Source organism: Sphingomonas sp. GW821-FHT10F11 (assembly GCF_058809095.1).
In genome coordinates this window covers 32,313-50,619 of record NZ_JBXASH010000008.1, presented here as the reverse complement: position 1 = coordinate 50,619, position 18,307 = coordinate 32,313, and the positions used below count along the sequence as shown (strand labels likewise).

The window sequence follows — 18,307 nt, the reverse complement described above, 5'->3', positions numbered from 1 at the left end:
GATGGACGGTCATAGCGCGTGCACCGTGCATTCGACCAGAAAAGCTGGCCAATTTCGTGAAAAAGATACGCACATGTAAAAATAATCGCGTTGCCGCTGATGTTGCAAGCGCGAGCAGATCGATACGTCGGACTTGGCCGATCCGGCGATGTGCGCTCATATTCTTGGCCGTTTTCCGATATTCTGGCCGCCGCGCTGCACTGGTCAATTTATGCTGCATCGCAATATGACAACGTATGTCTCATGCTTGAAAATCGTTTTTACCAGTGCTAGACAATGAGAACAGAACAAGCGCTCAAGCGCCGCATATCGGGAGGATCGAAGGCTCAATCGAATTGTTGCCGCCAGATACGCCGGACGGGTTCCGGATGACGGTGATGCTTCGATCGCAGCGATCTTGCCGACGAGGCCAACGCATGACGGGCGTCGCGAACGGCGCCGACTTCACGGGGAGGGGACCCTTTTGATGGTATTCGAGAAAATCGCTTCTGGACCGGCCCGACCGATGGCCGCCATCAGGCGCCGGCATCTTGGCGCGTCCTCGCTCGTGATCGCGGCGATGCTGCTGCCGATGTCCGCAATGGCGCAGACCGCAGTGGCCGATGCCGCCGGCCAGACCGGCGCCGGGGGCGGCGCGGGCCAGGGTCCCGATGCCCAGACGACCGATCAGGACTCGGCGCTTTCGACCGATACCAAGGGCGATATCGTCGTCACCGGCATCCGCGCCTCGCTTCAGTCCGCCCAGGCGCGCAAGCAGAATGCCGAACAGATCGTCGATTCGATTACCGCGCAGGATATCGGCGCCCTGCCGGATCGTTCGGTGTCGGAAGCGTTGCAGCGCATCGCCGGCATCACGCTTCAGCGCACCAACGAGAATCGCGACCCCGCCCGCCTGTCGTCCGAAGGTGGCGGTGTGTTCATCCGCGGCCTTTCCTGGGTCCGCTCCGAACTCAACGGCCGTGACGTCTTCTCGGCGAACAACGGTCGCGGGCTGAGCTTCGAGGACGTCTCGTCCGACCTGCTCGCCGGCGTCGACGTGTATAAGAACCCGTCGGCCGAACTGGTGGAGGGCGGCATTGGCGGCATCGTCAATTTGCGCACGCGCAAGCCGTTCGATTCCACCGGCCTCGTCCTCGCGGCGTCGGGCGATTACAATTATGCCGATCTGCGCAAAAAGGGCTTCTGGTCGGGCAATGTCTTGGCCAGCAACCGCTGGTCGACACCACTCGGCGAGATCGGCGTGCTGCTGTCGTACAGTATCGGCAATGTCGGCAACCGCACCGACAGCATCTCGGCTGGCCGATATGATCGGGCCACTCTGACCACGGCGCAGGACGGCGTGGCCGCCGGAACGAACGTCTTTATCCCGAACGGTATGGGCTTCCGCCAGATCGACTGGGAGCAGAAGCGGACTGCCTTTGTCGGATCGGTGCAGTGGAAACCGAGCGATACGCTGCTACTGACCGGCGAGGCACTGGTCGGCCAGGCGGATCCGCACGACATCGAGCATGCGGTAGGCGATTATAGCGCGCCGGGCGCGGACAACACGACTTTTACCTTCGGCCCCAATCGAGAGCTCACTTCGGGTACGATCACCAACCGGCAGATTAACCCCGATACGCGGTTCGGGTCGCAGCACAAGAAGACCCAGGATTATTCGCTCAACCTGCGCTGGACACCCGATGAGCATTGGGCGTTCAGCGCCGATGTCCAATATGTGAAGTCGACGGCCCAGGTGGTAAGCATGACCGCCTTCACCCAGACCAACACGCTCGGCACCTTCAAGTTCGATTTCCGCGGCGACGACCCCTCGATGACGGTCACGCCCACCGCCGGGCCGGGCGCCAGCTTCGGCACCTGGACCAACCAGAGCAGCTATTGGTGGGCCGCGGCGATGGACCATATCGAGGATAATGAGGCGCATGAATGGGCCGGGCGTGCCGATGTGGAATACAGCTTCATCGACAACCCGTTCCTGAAGTCGTTCCGGCTGGGCGCGCGCGGGACCGATCGTACCGCGATCACCCGTCAGACCGGTTACAACTGGGCGCTGCTCAGCGAGCAATATTGGGGCGCAACCGGCAACCCGGTCTATCTCAACCAGACAGGTTATGCCGGTGGTGTCCAGAATCCCGGCCTTCCGGCGCAGTCGGAGTTGTTCACCTACAACAACTTCTTCCGCGGCAGGGTTCCTGCCATCGGCAGCAGCTTCTGGTTTCCGAGCAATGCGCTCGTCAGCAACGGCACCGCCAACGCCTATAATTATCTGAAGAGCACTGAATCGGGCGGTTGGGGCTGGACCCCGCTCAGCAGCGATTATTCGCTCGCGGCGCCCGGTGCCGACAATGTCAGCGGCGGCATCAACAACCAGAGCGAGAAGACCAGGGCCGGCTATGCTCTGCTCCGCTTCGGATCGGACGGCGGCCTTCATTTCGACGGCAATATCGGCGTGCGTGTGGTCAACACCGACACCGGCGCGACCGGTTCGGCAATCCGTGTGGCGGCACCCACGGCTGGCTGCACGGTCGGGACCCCGATCACTTCGGGACCAAGGGCGGGGCAGACCGTCACCCAGGCCGATTGTAATCTGCTCGCCAGCGCCTTCGCCTTTGCCGGGGGCAATATCGGCGGGCTCACTCAGGCGCATAGTGGCTCTTACACCGATGTCTTGCCCAGTTTGAATCTGCGCTTTTTCCTCCAGGACAATCTGCAACTGCGGTTGGCGGCGGCCAAGGCGATCATCCGTCCGACCTTCGCGCAGCTCAATCCCTTCACCACGCTCGGCTTTGCCTTCGACTCCGCCACCGGCATCGCCAACGGTACCGGCGTCGGGGGGCGTGTCACTGCCTTTACCGGCACGGCGGGCAATCCCGACCTGAAGCCGACACGGTCGAATCAGTTCGATGTCAGCCTTGAATGGTATTTCTCGAAGTCGAACAGCCTGACCCTGGCTGCCTTCTACAAGGACATCAGCAACTATATCTTCGCCGGCGTTGCCTCGCAGACCTACACGAGCGGCGGACAGACGCAGACCTTCGACGTGACTCAGCAGACCAACGGGTCACATGGCACGATCAAGGGCTTCGAGCTGGCCTATACCCAGTTCTTCGACATGCTGCCCGGGCCGCTCAGCGGCCTCGGCTTCCAGGGCAACTTCACGTACGTCGATAGCACGGGAGGGAAGAATACCGCGGTCAACGTGTTCGATTCGAACCAGACCACCAATGCGGTCAGGCCGAATCTGCCACTTGAGGGCCTGTCGAAATACTCGTTCAACGTGGCGGGCATCTACGAGAAATACGGGATATCGGCGCGGCTCGCCTATAACTGGCGGTCGAGCTACCTGCTGACGACGTCGGCGGCGAACATCAACTTCCCGGTCTGGTCGGAGAAATACGGCCAGCTCGACGGATCGATCCTTTACTCGATCGACAAGCATTTCAAGATTGGTGTGCAGGGCACGAACCTGCTGAACTCGCGAACATTCCTTGATGTCGGCGATCCCGACCTCAAGCCGCGGTACAGCTGGACGGACACCGATAGACGGTTCGCATTCCTTGTGCGTGGCGTTTTCTAGCCCCTCCTGTAACCTTGCGCCCCCGGAGCGATCCGGGGGCGTTTTTTGGCTATTCTCGCCCTCCTGATTGCGTAGACCGTCTCCATGACTCAGGCGCCCGTCCGCAGGATCGTGATCGCCGGCGGCGGCACCGCAGGCTGGATGGCGGCCGCGTTGCTCGCGCGCCTGATGCCGCCGCCTTTTGCCGAGGTCGTCCTTGTCGAGTCCGACGAGATCGGCACGGTCGGCGTCGGCGAGGCGACGGTGCCACTGATCACGCAGTTCAATGGCCTGCTTGGCATCGACGAACCCGACTTCGTCGCGCGGACCAACGGCACCTTCAAGCTGGGCATCGAGTTTCGCGACTGGGGCGAGGCAGGCAATGTGCATTTCCACGGGTTCGGGGACTATGGCGATGCCATCCAGGGCGTGGCGCCACATCACCATTGGCTGAAGCTCCGCCAGGCGGGCGAGGCCGCGCCGATCGACGATTGGTCGATGCCCTATGCCGCCGCGCGCCGGGACCGGTTCGCGCCGCCCGAGGCGATGCAGGGCGAAGCGGTGTTTTTCAAATATGCCTATCACTTCGACGCTGGCCTCTATGCGCGCTATCTGCGCGGCTATGCCGAAGCGCGGGGCGTGCGGCGACGCGAGGGGCGGATTGCCGATGTCGTGCTCGATCCGGAAAGCGGTAATGTCGCAAGCTTGACGATGCAGGATGGGGGCGAGGTCATTGTCGGCGACTTCTTCATCGACTGTACCGGCTTTGTCGGGCTGCTGATCTCGCGGGCGCTCGGTGTGGGTTATGTCGACTGGTCGCACCTGCTGCCGTGCGACCGTGCTGTCGCGGTCGGTTGCGAGCGGCGCGGGCGGATGACGCCCTTTACCCGGTCGACCGCGCGCGCTGGGGGCTGGCAGTGGCGCATCCCGCTGCAGCATCGCACCGGCAACGGCCATGTCTATGCCAGCGCCTTTATCTCCGACGACGAGGCGGTGGCGACCTTGCTCGACAATCTCGACGGCGCGCCGCTCGGCGAGCCGCGGCTGCTGCGCTTCACCACGGGGCATCGCGAGAAGTTCTGGCACCGCAACGTGGTCGCGATCGGGCTCGCTGCGGGGTTCATGGAGCCGCTCGAATCCTCGAGCATCCAGCTGATCCAGACCGGGCTTGCGCGGCTCGTGGAGATGCTGCCGGACATGACCTTCGATCCGGTGCTGATCGACGAGTATAACCGCGTCACCACGAACGAGTATGAGCGCATCCGCGACTTCCTGATCCTGCACTATTGCCGCAGCCGCCGGCCCGAGGCGATGTGGGCGCAATGCCGCGCGGCGGAAGTCCCGGAGACGCTCGCGCGCAAGATCGCGGTGTGGGAGGCGGGCGGCAGGGTGCCGCTCTACAGCGAGGAATCCTATCAGGAGCCGAGCTGGGTTTCGATCTTCCTCGGCAACGGGATACTGCCGCGGCGCTATGACCCGATCGTCGACCAGTTGCCGATCGAGCATCTGCGCGGCGGCATGGCGCAGCGACGCGGCGCCATCGCGCGGGCGGCGGAGGCGATGCCGGATCACGCGACCTTCCTTGCCCGGTGCTGCCCGGCGCCGCTGGCCGCATGACCGACAGTAACGCCATTCGCTCGATCGTCGTGGCGGGCGGGGGCAGTGCGGGCTGGATGGCGGCGGCGGCGCTCTCGGCCGCGCTGGTCGGGACCGGATGCCACATCACCGTGGTTGAGTCCGAGGAGATCGGTACCGTGGGCGTGGGTGAGGCGACGATCCCGCCGATCCAGGCGTTCAACCGCATCCTCGGCATCGACGAGGCGGCGTTCGTCCGGGCGACGCAGGGGACGTTCAAACTCGGGATCGAGTTCGCCGACTGGCTGCGGCCGGGACATCGCTATTTCCACCCGTTCGGGCGCTATGGCGACGATTTCGGGATGACGCCGTTCCACCAGCAATGGCTGCGCGCGCGGGCTGAGGGTGATACGACCCCGCTCTCGGCCTATTCGCTGACCGAGGGGGCGGCGTATCTCGGCAGGTTCGACCGGCCGCCCAACGATCCGCGCTCGGTCTTCTCGACCTTCTCCTATGCCTATCACTTCGACGCCGGGCTCTATGCTGCGTTCCTGCGAGCCTATGCCGAGGCGCGGGGGGTGACGCGTGTCGAGGGCAAGATCGCCAAGGTCGCGCTGAGGCCGGATAACGGGTTCGTCGAGGCGCTGGTGCTCGAGGATGAGCGGCGGCTCGAGGCGGAGCTGTTCCTCGATTGCACCGGCTTCCGCGCGCTGCTGATCGGCGGGGCGCTGGGCGTCGGTTATGACGACTGGAGCGAGTGGCTGCCGTGCGACCGGGCGATCGCGGTGCCGAGCGCGCGCATGGCCGATCTGCCGCCCTATACCAGGTCGACCGCGCGGGCGGCGGGGTGGCAATGGCGCATCCCGCTGCAGCATCGCACCGGCAACGGCCATGTCTATTGCAGCCGCCATATGGACGATGACGAGGCCGAGCGCATCCTGCTCGCCAGCCTCGACACGCCCGCGACCGGCGATCCGCGGCGGCTGCGCTTCACCACCGGGCAGCGCAAGGTCGCGTGGGAACGCAACGTGGTTACGCTCGGGCTTGCCTCGGGATTCCTCGAGCCGCTCGAGTCGACCAGCCTTCACCTCGTCCAGAGCGGTATCACCAAATTGCTCGCCTGGTTCCCCGACCGCGATTTCGATCCGCGCGTGAGGCAGGAGTATAATCGCCTGGTCTCGCGGGAATTTGAATCGGTGCGCGATTTCCTGGTGCTGCATTATCAGGCGACCGAGCGCGAGGGGCCGTTCTGGCAGGCGTGCCGCACCATGGACATTCCCGATACGCTGGCGGCGAAGATCGAGATGTTCCGCCATAGCGGCCGGCTGATCGAGCGGGAGAAGGACCTGTTCCACGAAGCGAGTTGGCTTGCCGTGTTGCTCGGCCAGGGGATCAGCCCCGAACGCTATGACACGCTGGCCGAAGTCGTGCCGCTGAACGAGGCGCGCGCGGTGCTGGGCGGCATGCGCAAGGTGATCGCGAACACGGCGGCGGGCATGCCGGGGCATGCGCAGTTCATCGACCGCCATTGCCGCGCCGGATAAGGAGAGAGACATGAGACAGGCTGGATGGGCGATCGCCGTGGCGCTGGGCTGCGCCGCGCCGGTGATGGCGCAGGAGACCGCACCAGCGGTGGTGACCGGGGACGCGACCGCCGGGCTCGTATCGAAACAGGCGATCGGCGAAGTGCATGTGGTGGCCGATCCCGCGCTGGCGAACGGGCGGCTGGTGCTGCGTATCGTCGTGCTGAACCGCGGCAAGGCGCCGGCCGAGTTCGGGCCAGGCAGCGTCTCGGTCGCGTCGCGCGACGGCGTGGCGGTGCCGCTGGTGCCGCGCAACGCGCTGCTGGACGAGCAGGGCGGGGTGGCACTGGGCACCGTAACTGAAGATACCAGCCAGAGCCATGCCGGTGCCGCGATGCTGGTCACGCCCAATGGGCAGACCGATGTGTCGGGCTTCACCGGCGGTTCGGGCACGACCTATGGCGGCGTGCCGCAAAGCACGATGGACCGGTCGCAACGACGGACCGACCCGAAGACCGCAGCGGCGGTCGCGGCGCTCGACGCGGTGCTGCTCAAGCCGATGACCCTGAAGCCGGGCGCGGCGGATGGCGGGCAGGTCGTCACGACGAGACTGAAGCGCGGCAAGACCGTATCGGTGATCGTCAGCATCGCCTTCGCCGGCGAGACGCATCGTTTCGATGTCGCGGTGCCGAAGCGCTGAGCGATCCCGCATGACGAAACGGTTGCCGCCCGACCATCGACGGTCCTATCTGATCGTATCCCCCGATCGAGCAGTGAGGCGCGGCGTGTCATCAGACGAGACGAACATCGACGACGACCGCCGCTACAAGGCACCCGCGCTGGAGAAGGGGCTCGACATCCTTGAGCTGCTCGCGACGGCGCGCGGACCGATGACCCTGACCGCGATCGTCAACGAGTTGGGGCGCTCGCATGGCGAGCTGTTCCGCATGGTCCAGGTGCTCGAGTTTCGCGGCTATATCGAGCAGGATTCCGCGGCCGAGGGCTATCTGCTGACTGACCGGCTCTTCTCGCTGGGGATGCAGCAGCCGCGCATGTACAGCCTGGTCGAGCTGGCGCTGCCGGTGATGCGCCAGCTATCGCTCGATCTCGGTCAGTCGTGCCACCTCGCGGTGCATACGCTGGGCGAGATGGTGGTGGTGGCGCGGATGGAGTCGAGCGAGCAGCTCGGTTTCTCGGTGCGGGTCGGATATCGGCGGCCGCTGCACCAGGCGGCGTCGGGCGCGGTGCTTTATGCCTTCCAGCCCGAGGATGTGCGCCGGCGCTGGGAGAAGCTGCTCAGCCCGCCGCTCGGGGACGAGGAACTGGCGAGCTTTCGCGCTCATGCCGATGAGGTGCGCAAGCGCCGCGTCGAGCTGACGCCGAGCAAGTTCGTGGCGGGCGTGACCGATATCTCGGCGCCGGTGATGCGCGGGGGCGTGGCAGCGGCGGCGCTGACCGTGCCGTTCCTGAAGAAGCTCGGGCCGCATCTGCCGCGGGCCGATGCGGGGGCGTTTGTGCGGGCGGCGGCTGACCGGATTTCGGATCAGCTGGTCGAGGGTGATAGCCGGATCTGATCCTGGCGCGCGCCTGCTAGCGCTGAATCCCGCCAAGTCCTCCATCGTCACCTCGGACTTGTTCCGGGGTCCATCATGCCGCGTGCGCAACGACCGCGGCGTCTGCGGAGACATGGTGCCGGAACAAGTCCGGCATGACGGATGGGGGTGTCGGCCCTCTCCAACCGACGCATTCCCACATCCCAAAACGCCGCCCGCGCCACTGCGTGCTTGCGCTCCTCGCTATTCCCACCTATGAAAATGCTCATCACCCGCGAACGAAGCGCCGGGTTGGACAGGGGCTGGTACGAGCTGCCGGGGAGGGGTCTAGTGAGGTGCTGCAATGACCGCCGTCCCGCGTATCGGGTCCGCGCATGACGACCATCACCGGCGTCCGGATCTTCGACCTCCGTTTCCCCACCGCGCTGATGCTCGACGGGTCGGACGCGATGAATCCCGACCCCGATTATTCGGCCGCTTACTGCATCCTCGACACTGACGATGCGGGGCTGGCGGGGCACGGGCTGACCTTCACCATCGGGCGCGGCAACGAGATTTGCTGTGCGGCGATCGAGGCGCTTGCGCCGCTCGTGGTGGGGCTCGACCTCGACTGGATCCGCGCGGATGGCGCACGCTTCTGGCGGCACGTGACGAGCGACAGCCAGTTGCGCTGGATCGGACCGGAAAAGGGCGTGATCCATCTCGCCACCGGCGCGATCGTCAATGCGGTGTGGGACCTGCTGGCCAAGCAATCGGGCAAGCCTTTGTGGCAGCTGATCGCGGAGATGAGCCCGGCCGAGATCGTCGGGCTGATCGATTTCCGCTATATCTCGGACTTCATCACGCCTGAGGAAGCGGTGACGCTGCTCGAGGAACGATCGGTCGGCAAGGCGGCGCGGGTCGAGACGCTGAAGGCACGGGGCTACCCCTGCTATACCACCTCGGCGGGCTGGCTCGGCTATTCGGACGAGAAGCTGCGCCGGCTGTGCGCCAAGGCGGTGAGCGACGGGTTCGGGCATATCAAGCTGAAGGTCGGCGCCAATGCCGAGGACGACCGCCGCCGCGTGACGATCGCGCGCGAGGTGATCGGCCCCGACGTCAGGCTGATGATCGACGCCAACCAGATCTGGGATGTCGACGAGGCGATCGAGCGCGTGAAGGCGCTGGCCTTTGCCGACCCCTGGTTCATCGAGGAGCCGACCAGCCCGGACGATATCGAGGGGCACCGCCGCATCCGCGAGGCCGTGGCGCCGATCGAAGTGGCGAGCGGCGAGATGTGCCAGAACCGGGTGATGTTCAAACAGTTCATCAGCCGCGGCGCGATCGACGTGGTGCAGATCGACGCGTGCCGGCTGGGCGGGGTGAACGAAGTGCTGGCGGTGTTGCTGATGGCGGCGAAGCAGGGCCTGGCGGTGTGCCCGCATGCCGGCGGCGTCGGCTTGTGCGAATATGTCCAGCATCTGTCGATGATCGACTATCTCTGCTTTTCCGGCACGACCGACGGGCGCGTGGCGGAATATGTCGATCACCTTCACGAGCATTTCGTGACGCCCTGCGTGGTGAAGGGCGCGGCGTATATGCCGCCGACCGCGCCGGGATTTTCGATCGAGATGAAGCCGGCGACCCTGGCCGGCTTCGCGTTCAGGCCGGTCGGCACCGCATCGGCGGCATGACCCGGGCCGGCGCCGTCCGGCGGGTGCTGGCCGTGCTGGTCGCGGGGCTGGTGTTCGGCACCGCGACGGCGCAGCAGGACGGCAGCGTCGCCGCGTATGAATGGCGCAACGTGAAGGTCGGCGGCGGCGGCTTTGCGCCCGGCATCGTGTTCAGTCCGGCCGAGCGGGGCCTGGCCTATCTGCGCACCGACATGGGCGGCGCCTATCGCTGGGACGAGGCGGCGGCCCGCTGGGTGCCGCTGCAGGACGGCATGGCGGAGAGCAGCTATATGGGTGTCGAGAGCATCGCGCCCGATCCGGTCGATCCGGCGGTGGTCTATCTCGCCGCGGGGATGAATGCCGGTTCGCCGGCCGCGATCCTGCGCTCGGCCGATCGCGGGCTGCACTGGACGATCGTACCGGTGCCGTTCCGGATGGGCGGCAACGAGGATGGCCGGGGCCTTGGCGAGCGGCTGACGATCGACCCCAACCAGACTTCCACCCTGTTCTTCGGATCGCGCCATGACGGGCTGTGGCGCAGCGACGATTCGGGCGGGCATTGGGCGAAGGTCGCCGGCTTTCCGATGCCGGGGCTTGGCGCGCCCGCGCCGAAGCGCACGCATGGCGGGGTGAGCTTCGTGCTGGCCGATCCGTCGAGCGGCGTGGCGGGACAGGGCACAGCGGGACGGGGATCGCGCATCCTCTATGCCGGGGTGGCCGATCCCGGCGCGCAGCATCTGTTCCGCTCGACCGATGGCGGCGTCACCTGGCAGGCGGACGAGGGCGCGGCGGCGCGGTTGCTGCCGGTCAAGGCGGCGATCGATGCGCGCGGCACCCTGTTCGTCACCTATGACGACGCGATCGGCCCGAACGGCATCGCCGATGGCGCCTTGTGGCGACGCGACGGGGCGACCGGGCGGTGGAGCGACGTGTCGCCGCACGACCGGACCAGCGGCGGCTTCATGGGAATCGGCATCGCCACATCGGCGCCCGGCACGATCGCGGTGAGCAGCATCGATCGCTGGAACCCGGGCGACACCGTCTGGCGATCGACCGATGACGGTGCGCACTGGAGCAACCTGCGCGACCGCAGCACCCGCGACACCAGCGCGACGCCGTTCCTGCTGCACGAAGGCAAGGGCGCCGATTTCGGCCATTGGATCGCGGGGCTGGCGATCGATCCGTTCGATGCCGCGCATGCCGCCTATACGACCGGGGCGACACTCTATGCGACGAAGGGCTTCGGCGCGGATGCGCTGCACTGGGCGCCCTGGACCGAGGGAATCGAGCAGACCGCGATCATCACCCTGGCGAGCCCGACCGGCGGCGCGAACCTCGTCTCGGGCTTTGGCGACCTGGCCGGCTTCGTCCATGCGGACCTCACCAGATCGCCGCAGCCGAGCTTCACTGACCCCTATCTCTCCAACACCAACAATCTCGATTATGCCGGGCAGGCGCCGTCGATCCTGGTGCGCAGCGGCAGCCTCTATTCGGATCATCCGCGCGACGCGACGCTCGGCTGGTCGGGCGATGGCGGGATGAGCTGGCAGCCGGTCCGTACCCCCGCGATCCGCCCGGCCGACGACAAGCCCGGGCAGCGGTACGACCTGACCGGCGATGCCGCGATCATCGTCTCGGCGGACGGCGCGACCTTCATCGTCTGCACGCCTGTGCCGCTCGTCACGCGCGACCGGGGCAGGAGCTGGGGGCTGGCGCAGGGGCTTCACCTCCATGCGCGGCCGGTGGCGGACAAGGTCGATGCGCAGCGTTTCTATTCAGTCGATTTCGATGCCAACCGGCTGCTCGCCAGCAATGACGGCGCGCGGAGCTTCGTGGCCGTGGCGGGCAAGGGGCTGCCCGCCGAGCTCTGGCCGGGCAAAATCTATTGGCGCGAGCAGCAATATCGCCTGGTCGCCAGCCCTTATGGCGCGGGCGACCTGTGGTTCCATATCGGCGAGACGCTGTGGCACAGCGACGATGGCGGGCGATCGTTCGACCAGGCGAGCGGCCGGCTGAAGGTCGAGCTGTTCGGGCTGGGCAAGCCGGCGCCCGGCGGCAAGGTCGCGGCGATCTATGCGATCGGCACGCTGGGCAAGCTGCGCGGCGTCTATCGCTCGCTCGACGGCGGCAAGGGCTGGGCACGGATCAACGACGACGCGCATCAATGGGGGCTGCGTTTCCGGGTGATCGGCGGCGACCCGCGTATCTTCGGCCGGGTCTATGTCGGAACCGACGGGCGCGGGCTGCTATATGGTGATCCGGTTGGGCATTGAATCGAGGATGATGATGGACAGGATCGATCGCCGCGGCTTCATCGCCGGCGCGGCCGGGCTGGCGGGAGCCTCGCTTGCCGCGACCGCGCAGGCGAAGCAGGTCGAGGCCAACTGGTCGTCGATCATCCGCGACTATGAGACGCCGCGCTGGTTCGCCGATGCCAAGTTCGGCATCTGGGCGCATTGGAGCGCGCAGTGCGTGCCCGAGTTCGGCGACTGGTACGGCCGGCTGATGTATGTGCAGGGCAACCCGTTCTACGAGCATCACCTGAAGAACTATGGCCACCCGGCCGACACGGGCTTCATGGAGATCGAGAACCGCTGGAAGGCGGCGCATTGGGACCCCGAGGCGCTGATCGCGCTCTACAAGAAAGCCGGCGCCAAATATTTCATGGCGCTGGCCAACCACCACGACAATCTCGATACGTTCGACAGCAGCCACCATGCCTGGAACACGCTGCGCGTCGGGCCGAAGCGCGACATCATCGGGACGTGGGAGAAGATGGCGAGGGCGGCGGGGCTGCGCTTCGGGGTGAGCAACCATAGTTCGCATGCCTGGCACTGGTGGCAGACGGCCTATGGATACGACGCGGTGGGCCCGCGCGCCGGGCAGCGTTACGACGCGTTCAAACTGCGCAAGAGCCAGGGCAAGGGCCAATGGTGGGACGGGCTCGACCCGCAGGAGCTGTATGTCGGGCCGAGCTTCGTGCCGCCCGACGGCATCAGGTCGATCGCCGCGATGGATGCCTGGCACGAGGTGCATGACGGGCGCTGGCTGGAAGGATCGCCGCCCGCGCCGCCGGCCTTTGCCGCCACCTGGCTGCTCCGGCAGAAGGAGCTGGTCGAGAAGTACCGGCCCGACATGGTCTATTTCGACGATACCGGCCTGCCGTTCGGATCGACCGGCATCGAGGCGCTGGCGCATTATTATGCGCAGTCGCAGCGCCAGCACGGCAGCATCGACGTGGTCGCGACGGGCAAGCTGCTCACCCCCTATCAGCGCCGTGCGATGGTGGAGGATGTGGAGCGCGGCTTCAGCGACCGGCTGCGTCCCGAGCCGTGGCAGACCTGCACCTGCATCGGCGACTGGCATTATAACCGCGCCAGGTTCGACACCAAAAGCTACGTGCCCGCAGAGCAGGTGATCCAGCGGCTGTGCGACGTGGTGTCGAAGAACGGCAACCTCCTGCTCTCCATCCCGATGCGCGGCGACGGGACGATCGACAGCGAGGAAGAGAAGGTCGTCGCCGGCATCACGCGCTGGATGGCGCGCAATGGCGAGGCGGCGATCTATGGATCGCGGCCCTGGCGGATCTATGGCGAAGGGCCGACCCAGCTCAGTGCGGGCCATATGAACGAGGGCAAGGCCGGCGCCTTCACCGCGCAGGATGTGCGCTTCACGGTGAAGAACGGCACGCTGTTCGCCGCGTTGCTGCGCTGGCCCGAGGGACCGGTGATGCTCTCCTCGCTCGCGTCGCGCGCGATGCCGGGGGCGAGGATCGAACGGGCGACTCTGGTCGGTGGCGGGCCGGTGGCGTTCGAGCGGGATGGATCGGGGCTGAAGCTGACCCTGCCGCGTGCGGGGGCGGGGGAGGTCGTGCCGGTGATTGCGCTGGAGGGCGCGGGGCTGGTCTGACGCGCGGCGGGGGCGTTTCTCTAACAGAATCCGCCTTTTCGCTGTTTTCAGTGGTACCTTTTTTTCGGGCCCGTTTTTCCGCTGTTATGTTGGATTTTCGGCGCGGATTCGTGGCGCGATATCAGTGGCTTGAGTGCCGCTTTCCCTGTTAATCCCATAACAGCGGAAAAATCGGCCGAAATGCAGCGGAAATACCGCTGTTATCGCTCGCTTTGCGATGGTTTCGACAATGAGAAAGATCCAACAGGAATCGCGTGGTGCGATTCGTGTCGGGGCGGGACGGTAACCGGGCGGGGCGAAGGTTGAATCGAGGCCTGCCGTCACGGCCGTCGTGCGCCCGGATGTCGGGGCGAGCGACACAAAAACGCACCGTGAGTTGGGCTCACCGTGGCGGCGTCGCCGAGCCAGGCTCCATATGTGCGACCGCATGATCGGGAGAATAGGTTTTTGCACCTGTTATCGAAATCAATCGTCGCAGCATGAAACACTTGGGCTGGTCATCGCGCAGCATCAGACGACCGGAGCCGGCTTGTGCGCTTTCGGCTCGGGCGGAGCGGCTATGGGGTCGGTTGCCGTGATGCCTTTGGTCACGACGATCGACGCCTTTACGGGACCTGCGATAACGGAGAATTCAGCCCCCTTCACGCCACCTTGACCGCGACCCTGGGCATCGACAGGGAACGTGAATTCATCGCGCTCAGGGACGTATCCGCGCTGGTTCCATTCATAGCGGATGCGCATGCGGCCCTGCTCGACGCCAAGATAGGTGAGACGCTTGAACTCGGCGTTCGTCAGGTCCGGCGACGGTCCATCGATCAGCGTGGCTTCGGGATCCTTGGGTTTGACCCTGCGGGTCCAAAACGTGCCGTTATGGACGGAGAGGTCGACGAACCATTCCTTGTTGCCATGTTGGTCAACTCGCAACCCGACGCTATCGCCCGGCGAAATCAGATTGCCGAGCAGCCCGTGGGAGGCGCGGAAACCGCCTTGCCTGGGGGCGTAATAGGTCCAGTTCTGATCTCGGGATTTACCTCGATAGAGGAGCAAGGGATCATCGATCGCAAAGCCGAACGGCAGGCCTGCGGCCCCCGCCATGCTACTCTCGAATGGGCGAGACAGACGATAAGCCGGTTGCGCCGCAACGATCGTCTCGAGATAGAATTCCTCGCCGGGCGTCACTTCAACCGCTGAGCCGATGGTCGGTGTCCTGACGACGAACTGCCTGGACTGTGCCGACAGGGACGCGGTCGCGCCAATGAGAGACAGTGCCAGACCAACCGCAACCACTCTCCTCATCAATGCCACCCCTGCCGCCTTAAACCCCTTTTGTTCTCGCATGGAACGTTACGCGGCAAAAGAGGAAATCATCACCTCAGGGTAGCGGCGCCAATGAAATTCGGTGACGTAGCGTAGTCCGCCGTAATCCTTCTCTCCTAGCTTCAACTTGGGGGCCGGAGCGAGGTCAGGCCGGCCGCGTCGGGGACTAATTGCTATCGCGACCGCGACTGGGATTACGGCGCCAGTTTACTCAACTCCTAAACTCTTCCTCGCCTTCGACCGCGGTTCGCTGGTACGAGCGCGGGGCCGGATGCGCGCTCCAATGGCTAGGCGCCGTCGCCGGGTGATGTATGCGATAAGCTCGATATCACTACGTGGCCATGAGGTCGGCAGAATTGAGGGGTTGTTGCACGTGTCACCGTAACCTCAGTAGAGACGATTGCCGACGCGGTCGAAATCGAACTGAATGACGCGCAACTGCATCGCCAGATCGAACATGAAGCGCAGCCCAGCGAAAATCGATACGAAGGCGAGGGCCATCGAGACGCACAGCACGATCGCAGCGCTATGGCCGAGCGACGGCTTCAGCGGCTGGCGGTAGAACCATACCGAGGCAAGCCCGAGCCCGACCGACATCGAGATCATGAGCTGGGCGAGGCTTCCCAACTGAGTCGCCGCCTCCGGCGACGGATGAATCTCCCGCAGAATATCGGGGAAGACGAGATTGGAAAAAGGCCCGGCGGAAAGGGCGATGGCGATCACGGGCGGCAGCGTGACCGACAAGAGGCAAATGAGGATCGCGACCCACCTGCTGACGCCACTGATCATGCGTGTACCCCCGAGCCTGTCTTAGCATCCAGTGCGGCGTGCGGGAATGGAATCTGTCGGGTCGTTCCTGAGGGTGATGGGGGCGGATCGGCGCTGCGCTGGTGATCTTGTCGTGACAGCCGCCGGCGCTGTGATGCGATGGACTCGATATCGCGAGGCCGACCATGGGCAGGGCGGTAGGGATTAAGGGATTAAGTAAGCTGTCACCGAAATTATCGCGAAATTGCCCCCACCGAAATTGCCCCACTCAAATACCGTTTCTCACTCAAGGAGTGCAGTCCAATAGTGTGGTCACATTTCTTCCTCATAATCTTCCTGGGCTATTGAATGTCCAGTATAATCGGCAATGATGCGTCAGCTCATCCGGGCGCGAGGGCGGGGTATGAGTGAAGACATTTACCTATCGAGTGCGGTGGAAGCGCTCGCTTACTGTCATGAGCTGATGCTCGGCGGTGTAGCCAATTTATTCAGAGGTCAGTCGCATGATTGGCCCACCATCGCACCAAGCCTGTTTCGAGGCGGTGAGGACGCGAGGGCCAAGGCCCGGCTTCTGCTCGGTGAGTTTCGAGAGTGGGCACAGGTTGTGCCGCAAATGGCGACCTATCAGGAAGCGCCCGAAGCAATTACGGCGATTGCGCAGCACTATGGCATTCCAACGCCATTCCTTGATCTGACTACGGCTCCTGAGATCGCTGAACTGTTTGCCCGCGGAACACCCGACGACGGGGGAGGGGGCGATGCGGTCATCTACTGTTTTGACCGCGACGACCTACAGCGCCGGGCGTCGTTCTCCCTCATCGAGATCGAAGTAATGAATCTTTGGCGGCTTGAGGCACAGCACGGCTTGTTCTTGGAGTATCAAAACGAAGCTGATCTGGATGAAATCCGCTCAGCTGCGATACGTGTTCATTTTCCTCGCTGCCCGCTATCGCCGCAAGAAACGATTCGCCTTTATCCGGCTCGAAAAAGCGCACTCGAAATTGTAATTGATCAATGGATTTATCGCCATCACATATCGCAGATTTTCGACAACCTATCTGGCATCAAGATAAAGAGATTTTTTCGCCGTTATACCTATCCCGGTATCTTTCGCTGGCGACAGGTGCCGCTACTAGAGGGGGACTGGATCTCATACGACCCGGGCTGGATCTTTCCGCTGCCGGAAAGCGTCGATGCGATTGCGGATGCTTTGACCTGCGAAGTGTCGCTCGACGACGCTGCGGACCCAGTAGTTGCCTTTGCCGCGCTTCGCGAGCAGCTAAACGCGCCGATCAAGGCCTACGCGACCAACGGTGGGTCGCTCGTGTTTGCGATAGAAATTTCGGATCATCCTGAAGAATCAATCAACGCGTCGGTACTGCTCAACCGATGTTGGGATGGAATCAGGGTGCATCCATACCGTACTGAAAGTGCAATCGCGTGCATGGCAGCAACAGCCTTGGCGCTAATCCGACCCGTTCTGCATCCGGATGTGGATGGTTGGGAAGAGGCGCTATGGGGCGAGGTCGAAACCATCGATACCGCTCCCGTGGGCGGCCATCTGGATGCTGCTGGTGTGAAGAAGAGCGCCCTGATCGCGGCTAGACACTCTACCTACGACGACCAGCTAACGGCGTACGCTAAGCGTAAGTCCGTGGCGGATCCTATGTATCTCATGGACTACGTAGTTGATCCATGGGTGTTGTTCGATTTTGAGAAACTCTCGGTTATGTTCGTCGAGCAATTCATTCCGTCGTGCATCGGCGGAAATTGGAGTGCTGCTCTCGACAGCGGTGAAGGAACTCTCGGCGAATTGTGGGGACTCTCATTTAACCCAGCGTTGCTCGCCTTTGTCACGCGCTTTGGCTTTCGTTTTACCTCGCCTATTGCGGCCGAAGAGGATGTCGATCGCCTGATCCTGGTTGCACCCGATATGGAAGAGAGCGAGATTGAGGAGGCGTTCGTCTCCGCTTTGCCGAGCGTTCTGTTAGGCGGGGAACCGTTCATTGTCCGGTTCAGCGACTACTCCTTAGACGAGCGCGAACTGTGGGAAATAGATCGCGTAATAGAGCAATGTCAGATGATTATACGAGTCGGGGGAATTTCCGTTCTTGAGGTCTTCCCCGGCATGAAGGAAGTCAGCTCTCCAGCTCTCGACAGCAGTCCCGCTGGATTGGGTGCGCTGCATATCTGGGCAATTGCGAGCGGGAGACTTGAGGAGGTTGCCGGCGTGGAATTCGGCAAGATTCAGCTGATCTTGAAGGAGTTTTGGAACGACTTGGGGAAAAGCAATGTCACCATCGAAGGGTTGGGTAAGGCGAAGTTGGATTGGCCGTTGCACCAACCTTCATAACTCTGCAACGACTCGGACTTCAGTAATGCACTGATATAGCGCGCCGGCTCGAGATAGGGTTTCGTCAAAACTATTTTCTCATCGAGCCAAATGCCATGGCC

General features: G+C 64.0%; 11 protein-coding genes. 9 read left to right on the top strand and 2 right to left on the bottom strand.

Features of this window, described 5'->3' with window-relative positions:
* Positions 1-505: 505 nt before the first annotated feature.
* From AC1RT8_RS20035 to AC1RT8_RS20000, 8 genes are all read left to right on the top strand, one after another.
* Positions 506-3,577 (top strand): TonB-dependent receptor, encoded by a 3,072-nt coding sequence (locus tag AC1RT8_RS20035; RefSeq protein ID WP_493077758.1) that lies wholly within the window; start codon positions 506-508, stop codon positions 3,575-3,577.
* Between the two features lie 84 nt (positions 3,578-3,661).
* Complete coding sequence (locus tag AC1RT8_RS20030) at positions 3,662-5,173, top strand: tryptophan halogenase family protein (RefSeq protein ID WP_493077756.1); 1,512 nt, start codon at positions 3,662-3,664, stop codon at positions 5,171-5,173.
* Positions 5,170-6,675: a tryptophan halogenase family protein gene (locus AC1RT8_RS20025; protein ID WP_493077754.1), complete on the top strand. Its 1,506-nt coding sequence runs from the start codon at positions 5,170-5,172 to the stop codon at positions 6,673-6,675. The genes AC1RT8_RS20030 and AC1RT8_RS20025 overlap by 4 nt, the downstream gene beginning before the upstream one ends.
* A gap of 10 nt (positions 6,676-6,685) precedes the next feature.
* Positions 6,686-7,354 (top strand): hypothetical protein, encoded by a 669-nt coding sequence (locus AC1RT8_RS20020; protein WP_493077753.1) that lies wholly within the window; start codon positions 6,686-6,688, stop codon positions 7,352-7,354.
* Between the two features lie 85 nt (positions 7,355-7,439).
* Positions 7,440-8,228, top strand: a complete 789-nt coding sequence (locus AC1RT8_RS20015) for an IclR family transcriptional regulator (protein WP_493077751.1) — start codon at positions 7,440-7,442, stop codon at positions 8,226-8,228.
* Positions 8,229-8,581: 353 nt separating this feature from the next.
* The gene (locus AC1RT8_RS20010; RefSeq protein ID WP_493077749.1) at positions 8,582-9,880 is read left to right on the top strand and encodes an L-fuconate dehydratase; all 1,299 of its coding nucleotides are present in this window, start codon (positions 8,582-8,584) and stop codon (positions 9,878-9,880) included.
* Complete coding sequence (locus AC1RT8_RS20005) at positions 9,877-12,132, top strand: WD40/YVTN/BNR-like repeat-containing protein (RefSeq protein WP_493077747.1); 2,256 nt, start codon at positions 9,877-9,879, stop codon at positions 12,130-12,132. The genes AC1RT8_RS20010 and AC1RT8_RS20005 overlap by 4 nt, the downstream gene beginning before the upstream one ends.
* Before the next feature lie 13 nt (positions 12,133-12,145).
* Positions 12,146-13,768: an alpha-L-fucosidase gene (locus AC1RT8_RS20000; RefSeq protein WP_493078019.1), complete on the top strand. Its 1,623-nt coding sequence runs from the start codon at positions 12,146-12,148 to the stop codon at positions 13,766-13,768.
* Positions 13,769-14,278: 510 nt separating this feature from the next.
* Here AC1RT8_RS20000 and AC1RT8_RS19995 read toward each other — a convergent pair.
* Together AC1RT8_RS19995 and AC1RT8_RS19990 are read right to left on the bottom strand one after the other, a co-directional pair.
* Entirely contained in the window at positions 14,279-15,106 is an 828-nt protein-coding gene (locus tag AC1RT8_RS19995; protein ID WP_493077745.1) for a hypothetical protein, read from the bottom strand.
* Between the two features lie 366 nt (positions 15,107-15,472).
* Complete coding sequence (locus tag AC1RT8_RS19990) at positions 15,473-15,874, bottom strand: hypothetical protein (protein WP_493077744.1); 402 nt, start codon at positions 15,872-15,874, stop codon at positions 15,473-15,475.
* Positions 15,875-16,223: 349 nt separating this feature from the next.
* On the opposite strand from AC1RT8_RS19990, the gene AC1RT8_RS19985 reads away from it, so the two are divergent.
* Positions 16,224-18,206 carry an FRG domain-containing protein gene (locus AC1RT8_RS19985; RefSeq protein ID WP_493077743.1) on the top strand — a complete coding sequence of 661 codons (1,983 nt, stop codon included), beginning with the start codon at positions 16,224-16,226 and terminating at the stop codon, positions 18,204-18,206.
* The last annotated feature ends 101 nt before the right edge of the window (positions 18,207-18,307 follow it).

Coding starts and splice junctions, on each gene's coding strand:
- AC1RT8_RS20035 (WP_493077758.1), top strand. CDS start 506: ATGGCCGCCATCAGGCGCCGGCATCTTGGCGCGTCCTCGCTCGTGATC.
- AC1RT8_RS20030 (WP_493077756.1), top strand. CDS start 3,662: ATGACTCAGGCGCCCGTCCGCAGGATCGTGATCGCCGGCGGCGGCACC.
- AC1RT8_RS20025 (WP_493077754.1), top strand. CDS start 5,170: ATGACCGACAGTAACGCCATTCGCTCGATCGTCGTGGCGGGCGGGGGC.
- AC1RT8_RS20020 (WP_493077753.1), top strand. CDS start 6,686: ATGAGACAGGCTGGATGGGCGATCGCCGTGGCGCTGGGCTGCGCCGCG.
- AC1RT8_RS20010 (WP_493077749.1), top strand. CDS start 8,582: ATGACGACCATCACCGGCGTCCGGATCTTCGACCTCCGTTTCCCCACC.
- AC1RT8_RS20005 (WP_493077747.1), top strand. CDS start 9,877: ATGACCCGGGCCGGCGCCGTCCGGCGGGTGCTGGCCGTGCTGGTCGCG.
- AC1RT8_RS20000 (WP_493078019.1), top strand. CDS start 12,146: ATGGACAGGATCGATCGCCGCGGCTTCATCGCCGGCGCGGCCGGGCTG.
- AC1RT8_RS19995 (WP_493077745.1), bottom strand. CDS start 15,106: ATGCGAGAACAAAAGGGGTTTAAGGCGGCAGGGGTGGCATTGATGAGG.
- AC1RT8_RS19990 (WP_493077744.1), bottom strand. CDS start 15,874: ATGATCAGTGGCGTCAGCAGGTGGGTCGCGATCCTCATTTGCCTCTTG.
- AC1RT8_RS19985 (WP_493077743.1), top strand. CDS start 16,224: ATGCGTCAGCTCATCCGGGCGCGAGGGCGGGGTATGAGTGAAGACATT.